We start from the raw sequence: 16,448 nt of genomic DNA, 5'->3' as shown, positions 1-16,448 counted from the left end.
AAATCTATTCAGGAGGAAAGAGAATATTAAAAATACCGAGAAATTATTTTGGATATGAGAGGTTGTTTTATGAATTGGATAAAAGAAATATTCTCCGGAAAGATGATTTTTATGTAGCTGCCAAGGTAGCGTTGGAGATAGATAAAAGAAGACGGCAAGATTAGTACAAGTAAAGCATGTGATTATTGTATAGGGGTATAAGAAAGTAGGAATTAGAGGTGGTGGAATGCGTTCGAAAACGGTTCGATAAGAGAAGAGCTGGGTATTATTATGCCAATATTGCACGAAAATGGAATGATTACAATAATTATAATATTATGTTAGATAGTTCGACTCCTGTAATTGACGGATGTGCTACGGTACTGAAAGGTTTGCTTTCTTATTAGATTCTCTGTAGAAGGGCACTATGTCTGAAAAATAGGTGTGTGTAAAATCAATATAGCATTAAGAAAGTCAGAAATGGGTTATTCATTTTTGACTTTTTTAATTACTTACAATACAAAAAGCTAAAAACATGCATTTTCCAATAAACATGTAGTATGGCATGTAACAAACTGTTGAAGACCCGTAAGCAGTTTTTAACTTAATACCAACAGCAGACAGAATATTTGAGGAATGAACTTCCTATAAATATATATAGTCAAGTAGTCGGAACACAACACAGAAATAATATGAGTGCTTTGAAAAAATGCTTTGAAAAAATTTATTAGTAAATCATGAATCCCTTGCATATGTTATAAAAAGCTAGTATAATGGGATGAAGAATTGCGGTGGACATCTTTGGATTACACCTAGAAGAACCTGATGCGTCGGGTTCTTTTTTTTTAACTGTTAATATGTACAAAGAATTTTAAAGTCAAATAGATAATTTTTAAAGTAGATAAGCTTTCAATGTAAAATCTGATTTTATAATTAAATGATTCTGATGGCTTTTGATAAGGAATAGAGGTATTATGACCGACTACAGAGCAATTTTAAATAAACCGGAATATGATTTTATAAATACTAATGAGCATCTTGGAAAGCATGTGATTTTGCTTGGGCTTGCAGGAAGCTATGCATATGGGACAAATATAGAAAGCAGCGATATAGATATAAGAGGAATTACACTCAATCAAAAATCGGATCTTATAGGACTTACACAGTTTGAACAGTATGTGGACGATAATACGGATACCGTTATCTATGCATTCAATAAAATGGTGAATTTACTTTTGAGTTGTAATCCGAATACAATAGATTTGCTTGGACTTGCACCGGATAATTATCTCTATCTTAATGATATCGGGAAAATGCTTCTTGATAATAAAAGATTGTTTTTATCAAAAAGAGCTATTCAGTCATTTGGAGGGTATGCGGATGCGCAACTTAGAAGATTACAGAATGCACTTGCCAGAGACACATTTCCACAAAGTGAAAAGGAGCAGCATATTTTTAATTCTGTAAAGAATGCAATGTACAGTTTTAACTCAAGTTATAAGAACTTTGAAAACGGAAGTCTGGAAATTTTTATAGACAAGGCGGTTAATCCGGAACTTGAAACTGAGATATTTGTCAATGCCAAGTTGAGTCACTATCCGCTAAGAGATTATGTAAGTATGTGGAATACAATGTCAAATGTTGTAAAAGACTATGATAAAATAGGCAAGAGAAATAAAAAGAAAGATGATCTTCATTTAAATAAGCACGCCATGCATCTTATGAGATTATTTATGATGGCCATTGATATACTGGAAAAGGGAGAAATCAATACATACAGAGAAAAAGAACATGAATTGTTGATGGATATCCGTTTTGGAAAATATCAAACAGATGAGGGAACTTTTTCGGACAGCTTCTATGATATGATGAGAGAGTATGAAAAGAAACTGTATTACGCTTCCAAGCATACGCAATTACCGGATGAACCGGATTTTAAAAGTGTGCAGGAATTGGTTATGACAATAAATGAAAGGGTGATTCGTGATGAGATATGATAATTATAAAGAGAATATAGAAGAACAGATTCTTTCTAAAATCAGAGAAATAGAAGAAAAAGAGAATATAAAAGTGCTACACGCTATTGAATCTGGAAGCAGAGCTTGGGGATTTGCCTCGCCCGACAGCGATTATGATGTGAGATTTATCTATGTTCGCAATAAAAACTTTTATTTATCCCTTAGAGAGAACAAGGACTTTATCGATTGGGAATTAAACGAGGTACTTGATATCAACGGATGGGATTTAAAAAAGGCGTTGAAGCACTTTCACAAGTCCAATGCCACATTATTTGAGTGGAGCAATTCTCCTATTGTGTATTATACAACGGATGAGTGGAAAGAGCTTTACGAGAGAACGGCATGCAAATACTTTGCATGTAAATCGGCACTTTATCATTACTACGGTACGGCAAAAAAGAACTACTACGATTATCTATGTGATGATATGGTAAATTATAAAAAGTATTTTTACGTGCTGAGACCTATTCTTGCCTGTAAATGGATTGAAGAAAAGAAATGCCCACCGCCGGTACTTTTTGATGAATTGGTTAATACCGTTCTTGAGGAAGACATGAAGACAGCGGTAGAGGATTTACTTGCAAAGAAGGTGAAAATGCCTGAATCCGAAAAAGGCCCAAGGGTTGAAGCGATAAATAATTATATAGAAGAGAAGTTGGAATATTATAATTCGATTGTGGAAACAATGGAGGATGACAGGAACACCGACTGGGATGCGCTGGAAGAGGAGTTTAGATGGGTTGTAGATATTTTTGGAATAAAATCCTAAATGTAGCTAGAATATAATTGTTTTGAGATGAAATATAATCAATGATTGTCTATGTAAAAATAATGTATATATATTGAAATAGCAATGTTTTAGCATTATACTTTATATAAGTAGATGAAAGTGAGGCACAAAACATGGCCAGTACAATTCAGGCAAGGGTTGAAGAGGGGCTAAAGAGTAAATCTGATGTTCTATTTAGGGATTTAGGTACAGATACAACAACGGCGATTAGGATTTTTTAACACAAGCTGTTGCCACAAATTGATTTACTTTTGAAATAAAAAGACAGATATAATCAAACTCATATCTACCTTTGAATGAGAAAGAGCTGCTGGAAAAACATAAAAGATATAGAGAACAGAAAAAAGTTTAGAGATGCAGATGATGCGATTTCAGATATGAGGTCAAAGTATGGATTATAAGATTATATTGATGCAGAATGCAGAGAATGATTGTGATAGTTTCATCACATATCTTTTGTTTAAAAAGAAAAGTGAGCAGGCTGCAATAAGTTTATTAAATGATTTTGAAGCAACAAAGGTAAGTTTGCCAAATGTTGCCAGAAGCATAAAAATTTGTGATAATCCAAAGCTAAGGGAATTAGGATATAGAAGAATAAATTTTTTTCTAATATATATTTTATGCTTCATCGTATTGAGGACGATACTGTTTATGGATATAACCTTTGTCGTTGAAAGGAACTATATATGGTAAGTAAACAGCAAATAGAATATTTAGTGAGGCAAAGAGATTTCTCACTTACAGATGCTCAAGTAGATAAAAAATCTACAGAACTTTTGGAACACATTGAAAAAAGAGAATTTGACTTTTCATCATATAAGAGAGAAGTGTTTACACAGCAAGGGAAGAGAAGGGTTGTATTCAGTTATTCGAAATTGTCTTGTGAAGATATTCTTTGTCAATATTTAAAAAAACAGATGGATTCAGTATTTCATGTAAAATATTCAAGTCGTAGAAGAATAATGAATATACTTTTTAATATACTTCCTGTAGTTAAGGATATGAATGATTTTGTAATAATACGAGCTGATTTTAAATCATTTTTTGATAGTGTTTTGGTTAAGCATGTTTATGATAATTATATTCAGAATTCAGTACTTAAAAGGTATGATAAAGAGTTACTTGAACTATATACAAATGAATTTAAGTATTGTTATGCAGGGCTTTGCTTATCCAATGGAATGACAGAAATTGTATGTAGAGATTTTGATGAACGAATAAAGGCAAAACTATCTCAACATGGTATCTTTTTTTATGAGAGATATGTGGACGACATTTTGCTAATAATGAATAAATATATTTCTAAAGATAAATTCTTAAAACTTATAGATTCAACAATTCATGAGGTATTTGGTGATTCGCCTGTTAAGTTAGCAACATCACCAGGTAAGTTCTCATATATTGCTAAAAGAAATATGATAGCAAATCCCAGTGAGGTGATATCTTTTTTGGGATATGAATTTGAGTTGAATTTTAAAATAAATAATAGAGGTAGAGATGAAATTACTTTCAAATATGGAATTACTGAAAAGAAAAGAAGAAAATATAGTGGAATTATTGAGCGAGCCATAATACAGTATTCGAAAGATAAGAATGAGGAATTACTAAGACAAAGAATTAAAATATACTCATCAAGAGTTGTAATTGGAAGGACTATTGGTGGCCATACATTTGATTGGTTAACAAAAGGTATTGTAGCCAACTATAACGAATTACAATACCATATTGATGCGCTAATACCAACTACTGAAAAGTTCTTAAAAGACTTATATACGGATTTGATGAATAAACACAATTTAAAAATAATGCCATATTTTTTGAAGCAAGCATCTAATCGTGAGAGTATATATAACATGTTTTCAACAATGAAAAGAAATAGAAGTATTGTATTTCAGTATAACATAGGAGTGTCAAGGAGCACGCTGATTAAGTGGTTAAAAAAATTAGAACCATCATATTCTGGTTCAGGGGATAGCTATTATAGTATATTAGTGAAATATTTAGAAACGATAAAAATAGAGTAGCACCATACTAGGAAGTATGGTGTTACTCAGCACAACGTGTTAACATTGTACCGCTTACGTGTGTAATATAAATATTACGTGAGTGGTATACCACTCATTGTTTATATTAAAACTGGATAGGTGAAAAGTCAATGAATTTAGATAATATTGAAAGAAATCAGTTGGATTACATATTAACAGATGTATTGCCTTCAGAATTATCAGAGCAGTTTTCGTATCACTATTTTTATGAATATTTAGTTACTAAGAATGATGAAACAAATGAGATGATCAAATTGATTATTAAATTAAAAAATGAAAACAAAGAAGTTTTTAGTGGTAATAGGAATTGGGTAACTATGCCATTGGGTTATACTATTATGAAGCAACTTCATTCTGAACGTTTAATTAGCTTGTTGCAACCATTAGGAGCATTACAATTGTTTTTGTTTATCAGCGCTTATCAAAAGGAGATGCTTACTCTGTTGCAAAAAAACTCTATATATTCGTTACGATATCATAAAAAGAATAATGATTTATATTATAAAAATAAGAATAAATCTGTAACAAAATACTTTGCAGATTTATCAGATAATACAGGAAAAGGAATAATAGAACAAACGGGAATTTATTTTAATATTGGTCCGTATAAGTCGATAGCCGCATTTACTTCTTCAGAAGAGTGGCTTGTATTAAATAGTAAATACAAGTATTTTATCAGAACAGATTATAAAGCCTGTTTTGACAGCATATATACCCACACATTTAATTGGATAATTGGCAAAGATGTAAATGATACTAAAAACTTTAAAAATGGAAGTATTTATTCTGCAATCGATCGTGTATTAATGAATATAAACGCTAGGACATCCAATGGAATAGTAGTTGGACCGGAGTTTTCGCGTATGGTTGCAGAAATGCTTTTACAGACCATTGATAGGGATGTATTCAGCATGCTACTTAATAAGAGTATTGTGGTTGATGAAAATTACAATATCTATCGTTATGTTGATGATGTCTTTATATTTGCGGATTCCGAAAAGCTTGCAAATGAAATAGTGGAATTATATTCAGAAGCATCAAGAAAGTATTTGCTAAGATTGAATGATGCCAAGATATATAGAAACAAAGTGCCATTTGTATTGGAACAATGGTTAAATGAAACAAATCTATTTACCAATAGAGCGGTTACATTGTTGTTTAATTCTAAAGATGAAAGAAAAAAATATGTTATGGAACATCAATCTGATAATACTGAAGAAGATTTTTTACCATATTTATTGAAATCAGAAAGTCTTTCAGTCATCAAGAGGATTATTATGAATCAGTTTAATGAATTGATCTGTAAGTATGAAAGTAAGGATAAAACAATAGTTGCTTATTTTTTAGGGACCTTATTAAACAAAGTTGGAAAAAACAAGAAAAATGTTCGTATTTTTAAAGATGATATTTCAGAAACTGTAGTATTTAATTTTCTTGAATTGGTATTGTATGTGTATTCATTTTTTCCTAATTACAATAATACTCAGAGACTTTTGTCGATAATAAGTTATGTTAAGGACGAATTTGATATCTTTGAAATGAGGGATAAATTACAAAATCTTTTTGAAAGGTATTCTTTTATTTTTGAAAAATCCAATCTTAATGATATTGTGAATCTTATTCTATTTTGTCATCAAGCAAAGATAGAGATTCCTTATCGACAGGAAGCAAAGATAGTCGAACAACTTATTGTTAAGGATGATCCAATATTGTGGGCATCATATTTATTGTATTCTCAATATAACGGTAAATATTACAATGAAATTAGAAATATTATTATTGAAACTTTGCTTGAAAGAATAGACGCTATAGTAAAAACAGAGAGCATTTATACATATAGAGAATTTTGGTGGGTGCTTATTTTTAATAAGTCACCACATATATTACCTACTGAGCAAAATAAAATTAATGGGGTTATTTCTAATATTGCAAGTAATACAGCTCAAAACCCAGGAGATATTCTAGGAAATATATTCTTGGATTTTTTGAAGAATAATACCGACCAATTTTTTGAATGGGATATAAATAAAAGAGATTTTTTACGAAGTATTACATTTAAAACTCGTCAGAGAAGTATTTTTAAAAACTATCAAGAAAATTTGGAATCATTATACTGGAGTAGCATATAATTAATAAAGGCAGCGGCAGTATGTATTAAGGAGATGCTGATGACCGCAACCCGTTCTTGGAATATGAAACTAATAATGACGTACGATGGACGCTCTGCTGCGGCAGGGCGTTTTTCTGTCCGTTTTTCTATTCGGGAAATAGGAGATGAAAAATTCATATTTTTATGATAGAGTAGGGGTATAAAAATAGGCTCTGATATACTTGACAAATCGGGATAAATCGGAGTAAGATACAGCATTTTAGGAGGCACTTCAAATATGATTAAGATACTTTTCATCTGCCACGGCAACATTTTCCCCAAATCCTGAAAACCTTGAATTTATCGTATATTTTGGACTCTAAGAGGAGAATTTACTAAGAATTTACTAAAACAATAAATTAGTAAGAAATCCCTAGCACGAATTTAGAAATGAATATGAAACTTAGGACTTTATTAGTTGTGAAAACAATTAGTGAAGTCCTTTTTATTTATCTAAAGGAGGATCAGAGCATGAACAACACAGCGTTAGGAGCAGAAAACAAAAAGGAACAGACAATCAATTTTATCAGCGAAGCACATGAAAAATTCTACTACGAAAAATTAAAAAAGGTGCAGTATCAGGATGTGTACCACAAAGCACTTTGCTATTGCCTCGGTATCAGTGATGATACAAGAAGAAATATCAATAACATTTATGATTTTAAGACAGGATGTGTAAAAACAGAGTGTCTGCATGAAGGCTGGCAGACCAGTGGCAGTATGAAGGTGGTAAGAATGGCATTTAACCTGTATTGCAACAGCACACCGAGTGTAGATGATTACACAGAAACAGAGGAACAGGTAAACGAGTGCAGGCGGTATACAGTGGAGGATTTGTTCTGCTGTGCCTATGCACCTTTCTTTTGGCAGGCGATACAGATACGCTATCCGGAGTATACAACTTATAACCTGTAACTGTATGCCTTATTTGGAGGAACAGATTAATGTTAAAAGTTAGATTTATGGGAACAAAGAATGACATTGTATGGTTTCAGAAAATCTTACAACGTCATCCAAAAATTGAAGTATTAGAGATATCGGAGCTTTATAGCAATAAAGGAACAAGCAAATATTACAGAGCTTATGCGGAAGTGAAGAAAAGCAATGTGAAAAAACAATAGTAGAGAATAAGGAGAATTTTATCATGTGTAAAGTTATAGCAATTGCAAATCAGAAGGGTGGAGTGGGTAAAACCACAACAACAAGTAACCTTGGAATCGGTCTGGCAAAGCAGGGAAAGAAAGTTTTATTGATAGATGCAGATGCGCAGGGAAGTCTTACGGCAAGCCTTGGTATTCAGGAGCCGGACAGACTGGAAATTACGCTTGCAACTATTATGTCAAATATAATAAATGATGAAGAAAGCCCAGAGCCAGGCATTTTAAAGCATGAGGAAGGTGTAGACTTCATGCCGGGAAATATTGAGCTCTCTGGCTTGGAAACCTCGCTTGTGAATGTTATGAGCAGAGAAACGGTACTGCGAACTTACATAGAACAGCAGAAAGCCAATTATGATTACATTCTGATTGACTGTATGCCATCACTTGGTATGATTACAATAAATGCGTTTACTTGTGCTGACAGTATCTTAATTCCGGTACAGGCAGCATATCTGCCGGTAAAAGGTCTGGAACAGCTTATTAAAACTATTGGAAAGGTAAAGCGACAGATAAATCCAAAGCTTAAGATTGAGGGGATTTTACTTACAATGGTTGATAACCGTACCAACTATGCCAAGGACATTAGCAATTTATTGATTGAAAATTATGGAAACAGAGTGCGGATATTTGAAAACAGTATTCCAATGTCGGTAAGGGCTGCGGAGATTTCTGCTGAAGGTGTGAGTATTTATAAGCATGATCCGAATGGTAAGGTAGCGAGTGCCTACCAATCACTGACGGAGGAGGTGATTGGTGATGAGTAAGAATGGAAGTGCCACAAAGGTAAAGCTGAACAGTTTTGATGATTTATTTGGCAGTAGTGATATGCGGATGGCAGGTACAGAACAGGTCATCAATGTTCCATTAACTGAATTGCATGATTTTAAAAATCATCCTTTCCATGTGGCTGATGATGAAAAGATGGAGGAAACCACAGAAAGTATTCTTCAATATGGTGTACTTGTACCGGGAATTGCAAGACCGAGAACCGGTGGAGGATATGAGCTGATTTCCGGACATCGTAGAAAATGTGCTTCACAGAGAGCTGGAAAATCAGAAATGCCGATTATTGTAAGAAACTATTCCGATGATGAAGCTACAATTATCATGGTGGATTCAAATATCCAAAGAGAGGATATTTTACCAAGTGAAAAGGCAAAAGCTTATAAGATGAAATATGAAGCCATGAAGCATCAGGGGAAAAAATCAGATGAGAATACGCTTGATAAAGTAGGGGAAGCTGCTGGAGAAAATGCTAAAAAGGTACAGCGTTATATTTGGCTGGCAAGGCTGTCTGATAGGATTCTTGAGATGGTGGATAGCAAAAAAATAGGGTTTTCACAGGGCGTAGATATATCTTTTTTGTCAGAAGAAGCACAGAAATGGATAGAGACAGTTTTAGAAGAACAGTTCTGCAATGTCAGCACAGCACAATCCGGAAAATTAAAGAAGTATGGAAAGAGTGGAGAACTGACACCTGCCATGGTGAGGCTGATATTGACAGAAGAGAAGCTAAATGAAAGAAAATTTACAATGAAATCTGATAAGATATGCAAATATTTTTCAGAGAGTTATTCCAATGAGGAGATTGAAAATATTATCATTTCACTTCTTGATAAATGGAAACAGGAAGTGGGTGCTTGATTATGGGATATTTAACCAGCGGTAATATAATTGTTGATGCAATGGGTTCTATAAATATCTCTGGAAACATTGTTCCGGCTATATGGTACAGTACAATTACAAAGGAGAATGGTAAACCATATCTTCTTGCGATTGTAATTTTGGCAGATATTGTTTACTGGTATCGTCCCTCAGAGGTGCGGGATCAGGGAACAGGACAGATTCTTGGTTGGAAAAAGAAATTTTCGGAGGATATTTTAAGACAGAGCTATCAGTATTATGCGGATTTGTTTGGAGAATCTAAGAAAACAGTAAAGACCGCAATGGACAAACTGGAAAAATTACAGGTAATTAAGAGAGAATTTCGGACAATTAGTTATGGAGACGGGCTTGTATGCAATAATGTGATGTATGTGGAACTAAAACCGGATATACTTTACCAGCTGACATTCCCAGATAAAATACCTGCTATGAAGGGGACGAACAATTCATATGCAGATGTATCTGATAACAAAATGGGAGGGAGCCTTCCTGTAAAATCAGATAGCCCTATGGAAATTTTGGGAGGGAGGGGTATCCAAAAAGGGAAACAGGTATCTACAAATTTGGAGGCAGGTTATGACGAAAAGGATCATACCATCCCTACAAAGTGGGATACAGGTATATCCCAAAATGGATATACATATTCATATACTTCTACAGATATTTCTGACGAAGAATTCCATCCTATCAATCAATCTGATGATGAAATGGAGAAAACGGTTGATGTGATTGATGTCAACACATACATAGATATCATTAAAGAGAAGATAGAATACGATCACTATATGCAATATAGTGAGAATCAGGACAGGGAACTGTATGATGAACTTTTTGGGATCATCTGTGAAGTAGTTTGTGTTAAGCATAAAACAGTAAGAATTGGTGGGGACGAGTATCCGTATGAACTCGTAAAAGCAAAATACCTAAAGTTAAACAGTTCCCATTTGAATTATGTTATTTATTGTATGAAGAATACCACAACCAAGATTACCAATATTAAGGCATATATGGTAACAGCACTTTACAATGCGCCTAACACAATTAATCATTACTATCAGCAAGAGGTACAGCACGATATGTATGGAGGGGGATGGCATGAAAAGGGCATTGTTTAAAGTTATTATGTTGATTTTAAAAATAATCAGTATCGTAATAGAGAGCTTATCTGCATTGTATCAGGAAACTTTTGGACAAAAAGTCCAAAAGAAGAAATATATAACTTCTGGACATTTTGTCAGAATGTGGTGCAGTCAGGACAGGGTGGCTCTTATAGTGTCAGAAAAGGAGGCTTTTATGATATGTAAAAAAGTATTTCAAACCATTATGCCGGTTATTTCATCAGTAAAGGTGGTGGAGAATAAATGAGATGGATATTAAAAATAATAGTGTTTCCAATCAGCATAATGTTAAGTATTTTAACTGCCTTTCTGACATTCTTACTTAGCATAGGGACAGCAATACTGTATTTGTTAATGCTGATGTGTGTATTTGCAGCAGTAGGCTCATTTATTCAAGGTAAAACTGCAATCGCTATAGAAGCATTGGTTTTAGGGTTTTTGCTGAGTCCTTACGGAATACCGATGATAGGAGCTGCAATCATAGCTTTTATACAGGGAATCAATGAAGCTATAAAAATTTTGTAAAAATAGTTACAAAAGGCGATAGATAAAAACTATCGTCTTTTTTGGTGAAAAATATCATAAGAGCATTTGGAGTATCTGTCAGATGTTATTAAGAAAAATGAATACAAGATTAGGAATATCAGAGCATTTGTCCTAACAGCAGCATATAATGTACCAAGTGGGATAGATGCACATTACTCTGCCATTGTAAGTTATGATATGAGGAGGATATTGAATGTGATTAACGAAGAAATTGCAAGAAAGACACTAAGCCTTGAAGTTAAGGCTGTCAAAGTAACAGGAAAACTTCTTTTGAATTTGTTGAAAAAACTGATAAAAGAAGCAGAGAAACTGGGAGGACTTGAAAAACTTGTCAAAGTAAACGGAAATGAAGTCAAGCTCAAAGATATGGCGAAAAAAGGACAGCTTGAGGAAATACCGGTAGAAGAAGCAGAGCTGAAAGAACTGAAAAAAGAGCTTAACAAATACGGTGTTAAGTTTTCAGTGATGAAAGACAAGGAAACAGGAAAATACTCCGTATTTTTTCAGGCAAAAGATATGAAAATTATGGAGAAATCCTTTAAAAATGCCCTTGCAACATCAGAAAGAAAGGCTGAGAGGAAAGAGTCCATTCATAAAAATATTGAGAAGTTTAAGGAGATGGCAAAAAATACTGTTTCCAAAGAAAAGATTAAAAATAAGCAAAAGGAGCAAAGCCTATGATAGAAAAGATACTAAAAGACATAAAAGGCTTATTCAAGGTGCATGATAAGGTAAAGTTTGTTAAACACAATATTCCCTATCTTGTATTTTTCTGTTTAGGAAATATTTTCTCTCATCATGTGAGAAGCTATACCGGTGGAGATGTGATTGACAGGATATTTCAAGGAATACTTGAGCTTAATACGATGAGTTTTCTCCCAAGTATTCATCCTACGGATATTTTAATGGGGATGGGAATAGCAGCTTTAATTAAATTCATCGTCTATACCAAAGGGAAAAATGCGAAAAAGTTCAGACAAGGAAAAGAGTATGGCTCGGCAAGATGGGGAAATAAAAAAGACATCGAGCCGTATGTAGATGAGAAGTTTCAAAACAACATCTTGCTAACACAAACAGAACGATTAACCATGAATGGCAGACCGGCAAATCCAAAGTATGCAAGAAATAAAAATGTACTTGTAATCGGTGGATCTGGAAGTGGAAAAACTCGATTTTATGTGAAACCGAACCTAATGCAAATGCACAGTAGTTATTGTGTAACCGATCCGAAAGGAACAATAGTCCTTGAGTGTGGCAAAATGCTTGAAGATAATGGGTATGAGATAAAAATCTTAAATACCATTAACTTCAAAAAGTCTATGAAATACAATCCCTTTGCCTATATTCGTTCTGAGAAAGATATTTTAAAATTGGTTCAGACAATCATCGCAAATACCAAAGGTGAGGGAGAAAAAGCAGGTGAGGATTTTTGGGTGAAAGCCGAAAAACTCTACTATACAGCCCTTATCGGATATATCTTCTATGAAGCTCCAAAGGAAGAAAAAAACTTCGCTACTCTCCTTGATATGATAGACGCTTCAGAAGTCAGAGAAGATGATGAAACCTATATGAATCCGATTGACAGACTCTTTGAAGCATTGGAAAAGAAAGAACCTACACACTTTGCGGTGAAACAATATAAAAAGTACAAACTTGCTGCGGGAAAAACTGCGAAATCTATCCTTATATCTTGTGGTGCAAGACTTGCTCCATTTGATATTCAGGAACTACGGGACTTGATGAAAGAGGACGAGCTGGAGCTTGATACATTAGGTGATAGAAGGACAGCCCTATTTGTCATCATCTCCGATACCGATGATACTTTTAACTTTGTAGTGTCCATTATGTACTCACAGTTATTTAACCTACTTTGTGATAAGGCGGATGATGTTTATGGTGGAAGATTACCTATCCATGTAAGGTGTCTTTTGGATGAGTTTGCTAATATTGGATTAATTCCAAAGTTTGAAAAGCTGATTGCAACCATCAGAAGTAGAGAAATATCTGCAAGTATAATTCTTCAAGCACAATCTCAGCTAAAGGCAATCTACAAGGATAACGCCGATACAATCGTGGGCAACTGTGATAGTACCCTATTCTTAGGTGGCAAAGAGAAAACAACACTTAAAGAGCTATCTGAAACACTTGGCAAGGAAACCATAGACCTGTATAACACATCAGAAACAAGGTCAAATCAAAAATCTTTCGGACTAAATTACCAAAAGACCGGAAAAGAACTGATGAGCCAAGATGAGATAACTGTTATGGATGGAGGTAAGTGTATTTTTCAGCTAAGAGGGGTAAGACCTTTTCTTTCAGATAAAATTGATATTACAAAGCATAAGAATTACAAACTCTTGGAGGATTACGATAAAAAGAACCTGTTTGATATAGAAAGCTATATGAAAAGAAGGGGCAAGGCTAAACTAAATAAGGATACAGTTATTATGAAATTATAAAACTATAATTAGGATTGTATATGACTGGGTATCTCTGATATAATTATTAAACTTAGATAAATTTAACTTTTTAGGAGATAAAATAAATGGAAAATTGCAGACTTTGTAATTGTGAAAAAATGCCACTAAAGGAAAGTCATATAGTATCAAAAATGTTTTATAATACTATAAAAAAGAAATCTTTGACAGGAATAATGAGGCAGAATATTAATCCTAATAAAGGTGTTCAGGATGGACTGAAAACATCTTTGTTATGTGGAAGATGCGAAGAATTATTTAGTAAGTATGAAACATATTTTTCAAATAATATATATTTAGAAACAGTTAAAAAAGAGGGTGAAATTTGTTTTAATTCAAGGGATGATAATGTGTCATATTTTTTACTTTCTATTGCTTGGCGTGTTATGCTTTATACATTGGAAAATGATAAAACTACATTAACAGTCAATGAAAAAAATGAAGTTTACAAAATTATTGAAAAATGGAGAGTGATACTTGATACTGAAAATATGGACGAAATTCGTAAAATACAACAATTTATTATTCCTACAAAAAAAATAAAATTTTTTGAAAATATTAAAATGCGAATATGGGATAATATAGGAATAGATTTTAAGACATTTGATAAGGAAGATGCATTTAAATTTGCATTTACTTTTGTTCAAGTTCCATATTTTATTTTTATTACAACTGTATGGGGAGAAACTAATGGTATGAAGCAATATAAGTTAGGAAAAATAATAAAGCCACATAAAAGCGAATTGCCTAAAAGTCTCTCTTTTTTATTAGAAAACAATCATTATAATGAATATTTTAAGGCACAAGAAAAGATATCTGAAAAACAAATTAAAATTATAGAAAGTAGAATAAAAAAACAAAAATAATGATGTTTCAGTTAGTTTAATACAAAATATTTATTTATAAACACATTAAGACGGTAGAAAGTAAATCGCTATCGTCTTTTTTATGCTTAAAAAGGAGAAGATATGATAAGGATAAGAAGTCCGACATATATAAATCGAGGAAAATTAAATATCAAAATTATCAGCGATTGGAAAATAAAACTTTCAGTCGTTTTTTTATTGAAAAGAAAAAGGAGATAAAGACAAATGAAGCAGGAAATGATTAACATCAATGCCAACTTGGTTGCAGAGCCTACTTTTTCAAGTTTTGAAAAAGATGAGGAAACAGTAGAAGTTGCAAACTTTACTCTTGTAAAAAAATACGGAAAAGGCAAAGAATATATCAACTGTGCAGCCTATGGCGAGAAGACAGAAACAGCAAAAGACTTTGAAAAAGGCGATCTCATTCATATCTTTGGATATTTCAAAGAGCGTGAAAAAGACGGTAAGACTTACAAAAACTTTGTAGTAAAGTCATACAACAAAATTGAGAAGAAAGAAAATAGGGAGGAAGAATAAAATGGAATTTTTTACACAGGCGGTAGATGTATTAAAAATATTAGTTATGGCGGTAGGTGCAGGACTTGGTGCATGGGGAGTTATCAACCTGATGGAAGGGTACGGTAATGACAATCCCGGAGCAAAATCACAGGGTATAAAGCAGCTTATGGCTGGAGGCGGCATTGTCCTTATCGGCTTAAAGCTTATTCCGTTGCTTGCAAATCTTTTGAAGTAAGGAGAAATCTATGTTTGGTATTTTCGATAAGATAGAAGAATTTTTCAGAGAACTTCTGCTCGGAGGTATCAAGGCAAACTTAGAGTCAATGTTTCTTGACATAAACAATCAGGTAAACAGCGTTGCGACAGATGTAGGAAAGACACCTATGGGGTGGAACGGAGAAGTATTTAACTTTATCAAAAGTATCAATGACTCCGTTATTATTCCCATAGCGGGACTAATCATAACGGCAGTCCTTTGTATCGAGCTTATCAATATGGTTATGCAAAAGAACAATATGCACGATACGGACACCTTTGAGTTTTTCAAATACATCATCAAGATGTGGATAGCTGTATGGTTGGTTTCCCATGCCTTTGAGTTTTCAATGGCGGTTTTTGATGTTGCACAAAGTATGGTAAACAAAGCGGCAGGGGTAATCAATACCTCTGCCACCGTTTCCGGAGATCAGATTGTTCAGATGGTGGACTCCATAAAGGATAAAGAACTGGGTGAGCTTTTAATGATTCTGTTTGAAATCTCACTTGTAAAAGTTGCAATACAGGCAATATCCATCGTGATTATGCTTGTAGTTTATGGAAGAATGTTTGAAATCTATGTGTACTCATCTGTTTCAGCCATTCCTTTTGCGACGATGGGAAACAAAGAATGGGGGCAGATAGGAACAAACTATATCAAAGGACTGTTTGCTTTAGGGCTTCAGGGATTGATTCTAATGGTTTGTCTTGGAATTTATGCAGTATTGGTTAAAACGATAAACTTTACGGACATACACACGAGCATATTTATGGTACTCGGATATGCCGTATTACTGGGACTGATGATGTTAAAGAGCGGAACGCTTGCAAAAAGCGTGATGAACTCGCATTAAGGAGGAT

The 16,448-nt window shown here is 33.6% G+C and carries 17 protein-coding genes and 3 pseudogenes; all 20 read left to right on the top strand.

All coding sequences use genetic code 11. The annotated features are described in order from the left end of the window. Nucleotides 1-953 precede the first annotated feature (953 nt). The 20 genes and pseudogenes from HMPREF1495_RS02845 to HMPREF1495_RS02760 all read left to right on the top strand — a co-directional run bounded on the left by HMPREF1495_RS02845 (nt 954) and on the right by HMPREF1495_RS02760 (nt 16,441). On the top strand, nt 954-1,976 hold the full coding sequence (locus HMPREF1495_RS02845; RefSeq protein ID WP_034211870.1) for a nucleotidyltransferase domain-containing protein: 1,023 nt from the start codon (nt 954-956) through the stop codon (nt 1,974-1,976). After that, nucleotides 1,966-2,766 (top strand): nucleotidyltransferase domain-containing protein, encoded by an 801-nt coding sequence (locus HMPREF1495_RS02840; RefSeq protein ID WP_034211869.1) that lies wholly within the window; start codon nt 1,966-1,968, stop codon nt 2,764-2,766. The genes HMPREF1495_RS02845 and HMPREF1495_RS02840 overlap by 11 nt, the downstream gene beginning before the upstream one ends. A gap of 134 nt (nt 2,767-2,900) precedes the next feature. Further along, nucleotides 2,901-3,188: pseudogene (locus HMPREF1495_RS14315) on the top strand (type II toxin-antitoxin system RelB/DinJ family antitoxin). Then, a complete protein-coding gene (locus HMPREF1495_RS02830) occupies nt 3,178-3,480 on the top strand; it encodes a type II toxin-antitoxin system RelE/ParE family toxin (protein WP_156912974.1) in 303 nt (100 codons plus the stop codon). The pseudogene HMPREF1495_RS14315 and the gene HMPREF1495_RS02830 overlap by 11 nt, the downstream one beginning before the upstream one ends. After that, nucleotides 3,474-4,811 carry a hypothetical protein gene (locus HMPREF1495_RS02825; RefSeq protein ID WP_034211867.1) on the top strand — a complete coding sequence of 446 codons (1,338 nt, stop codon included), beginning with the start codon at nt 3,474-3,476 and terminating at the stop codon, nt 4,809-4,811. The genes HMPREF1495_RS02830 and HMPREF1495_RS02825 overlap by 7 nt, the downstream gene beginning before the upstream one ends. A gap of 131 nt (nt 4,812-4,942) precedes the next feature. After that, the gene (locus HMPREF1495_RS02820) at nt 4,943-6,961 is read left to right on the top strand and encodes an RNA-directed DNA polymerase (RefSeq protein WP_034211866.1); all 2,019 of its coding nucleotides are present in this window, start codon (nt 4,943-4,945) and stop codon (nt 6,959-6,961) included. Nucleotides 6,962-7,452: 491 nt separating this feature from the next. Next, nucleotides 7,453-7,896, top strand: coding sequence for a DUF6075 family protein (locus tag HMPREF1495_RS02815; protein ID WP_034211864.1), 444 nt, complete (start codon nt 7,453-7,455; stop codon nt 7,894-7,896). Between the two features lie 29 nt (nt 7,897-7,925). After that, nucleotides 7,926-8,102 carry a hypothetical protein gene (locus tag HMPREF1495_RS13830; RefSeq protein WP_008754293.1) on the top strand — a complete coding sequence of 59 codons (177 nt, stop codon included), beginning with the start codon at nt 7,926-7,928 and terminating at the stop codon, nt 8,100-8,102. A 23-nt stretch (nt 8,103-8,125) separates the two neighbouring features. Further along, on the top strand, nt 8,126-8,905 hold the full coding sequence (locus tag HMPREF1495_RS02810) for a ParA family protein (protein WP_034211862.1): 780 nt from the start codon (nt 8,126-8,128) through the stop codon (nt 8,903-8,905). Further along, entirely contained in the window at nt 8,898-9,785 is an 888-nt protein-coding gene (locus tag HMPREF1495_RS02805; RefSeq protein ID WP_034211860.1) for a ParB/RepB/Spo0J family partition protein, read from the top strand. Before HMPREF1495_RS02810 ends, HMPREF1495_RS02805 begins: the two co-directional genes overlap by 8 nt. A gap of 2 nt (nt 9,786-9,787) precedes the next feature. After that, entirely contained in the window at nt 9,788-10,921 is a 1,134-nt protein-coding gene (locus HMPREF1495_RS13980; protein ID WP_242832838.1) for a DUF6017 domain-containing protein, read from the top strand. Then, a complete protein-coding gene (locus tag HMPREF1495_RS02795) occupies nt 10,902-11,171 on the top strand; it encodes a hypothetical protein (protein ID WP_034211858.1) in 270 nt (89 codons plus the stop codon). Before HMPREF1495_RS13980 ends, HMPREF1495_RS02795 begins: the two co-directional genes overlap by 20 nt. After that, nucleotides 11,168-11,449 (top strand): CD1845 family protein, encoded by a 282-nt coding sequence (locus HMPREF1495_RS02790; RefSeq protein ID WP_034211856.1) that lies wholly within the window; start codon nt 11,168-11,170, stop codon nt 11,447-11,449. The genes HMPREF1495_RS02795 and HMPREF1495_RS02790 overlap by 4 nt, the downstream gene beginning before the upstream one ends. Nucleotides 11,450-11,515: 66 nt before the next feature. After that, nucleotides 11,516-11,641, top strand: a pseudogene (locus tag HMPREF1495_RS13975) (DUF6017 domain-containing protein); the annotation flags it as partial. 24 nt (nt 11,642-11,665) lie between these two features. Beyond that, entirely contained in the window at nt 11,666-12,151 is a 486-nt protein-coding gene (locus tag HMPREF1495_RS02785; protein WP_034211877.1) for a PcfB family protein, read from the top strand. Between the two features lie 191 nt (nt 12,152-12,342). Next, nucleotides 12,343-13,929, top strand: a pseudogene (locus tag HMPREF1495_RS02780) (VirD4-like conjugal transfer protein, CD1115 family); the annotation flags it as partial. A gap of 86 nt (nt 13,930-14,015) precedes the next feature. Next, nucleotides 14,016-14,813 (top strand): hypothetical protein, encoded by a 798-nt coding sequence (locus tag HMPREF1495_RS13425; protein WP_051402800.1) that lies wholly within the window; start codon nt 14,016-14,018, stop codon nt 14,811-14,813. Nucleotides 14,814-15,038: 225 nt separating this feature from the next. Continuing rightward, nucleotides 15,039-15,350, top strand: coding sequence for a single-stranded DNA-binding protein (locus HMPREF1495_RS02770; protein WP_034211853.1), 312 nt, complete (start codon nt 15,039-15,041; stop codon nt 15,348-15,350). A gap of 1 nt (nt 15,351) precedes the next feature. Then, the gene (locus HMPREF1495_RS02765; RefSeq protein ID WP_006268811.1) at nt 15,352-15,567 is read left to right on the top strand and encodes a Maff2 family mobile element protein; all 216 of its coding nucleotides are present in this window, start codon (nt 15,352-15,354) and stop codon (nt 15,565-15,567) included. 10 nt (nt 15,568-15,577) lie between these two features. Continuing rightward, nucleotides 15,578-16,441 (top strand): VirB6/TrbL-like conjugal transfer protein, CD1112 family, encoded by an 864-nt coding sequence (locus tag HMPREF1495_RS02760; protein ID WP_034211851.1) that lies wholly within the window; start codon nt 15,578-15,580, stop codon nt 16,439-16,441. The last annotated feature ends 7 nt before the right edge of the window (nt 16,442-16,448 follow it).

It is taken from the genome of Lachnoanaerobaculum sp. MSX33 (genome assembly GCF_000512995.1).
Taxonomy (GTDB): domain Bacteria; phylum Bacillota; class Clostridia; order Lachnospirales; family Lachnospiraceae; genus Lachnoanaerobaculum.
Note: the sequence above shows the minus strand (reverse complement) of the source record. Positions and strands in the feature narration are given on the sequence as shown.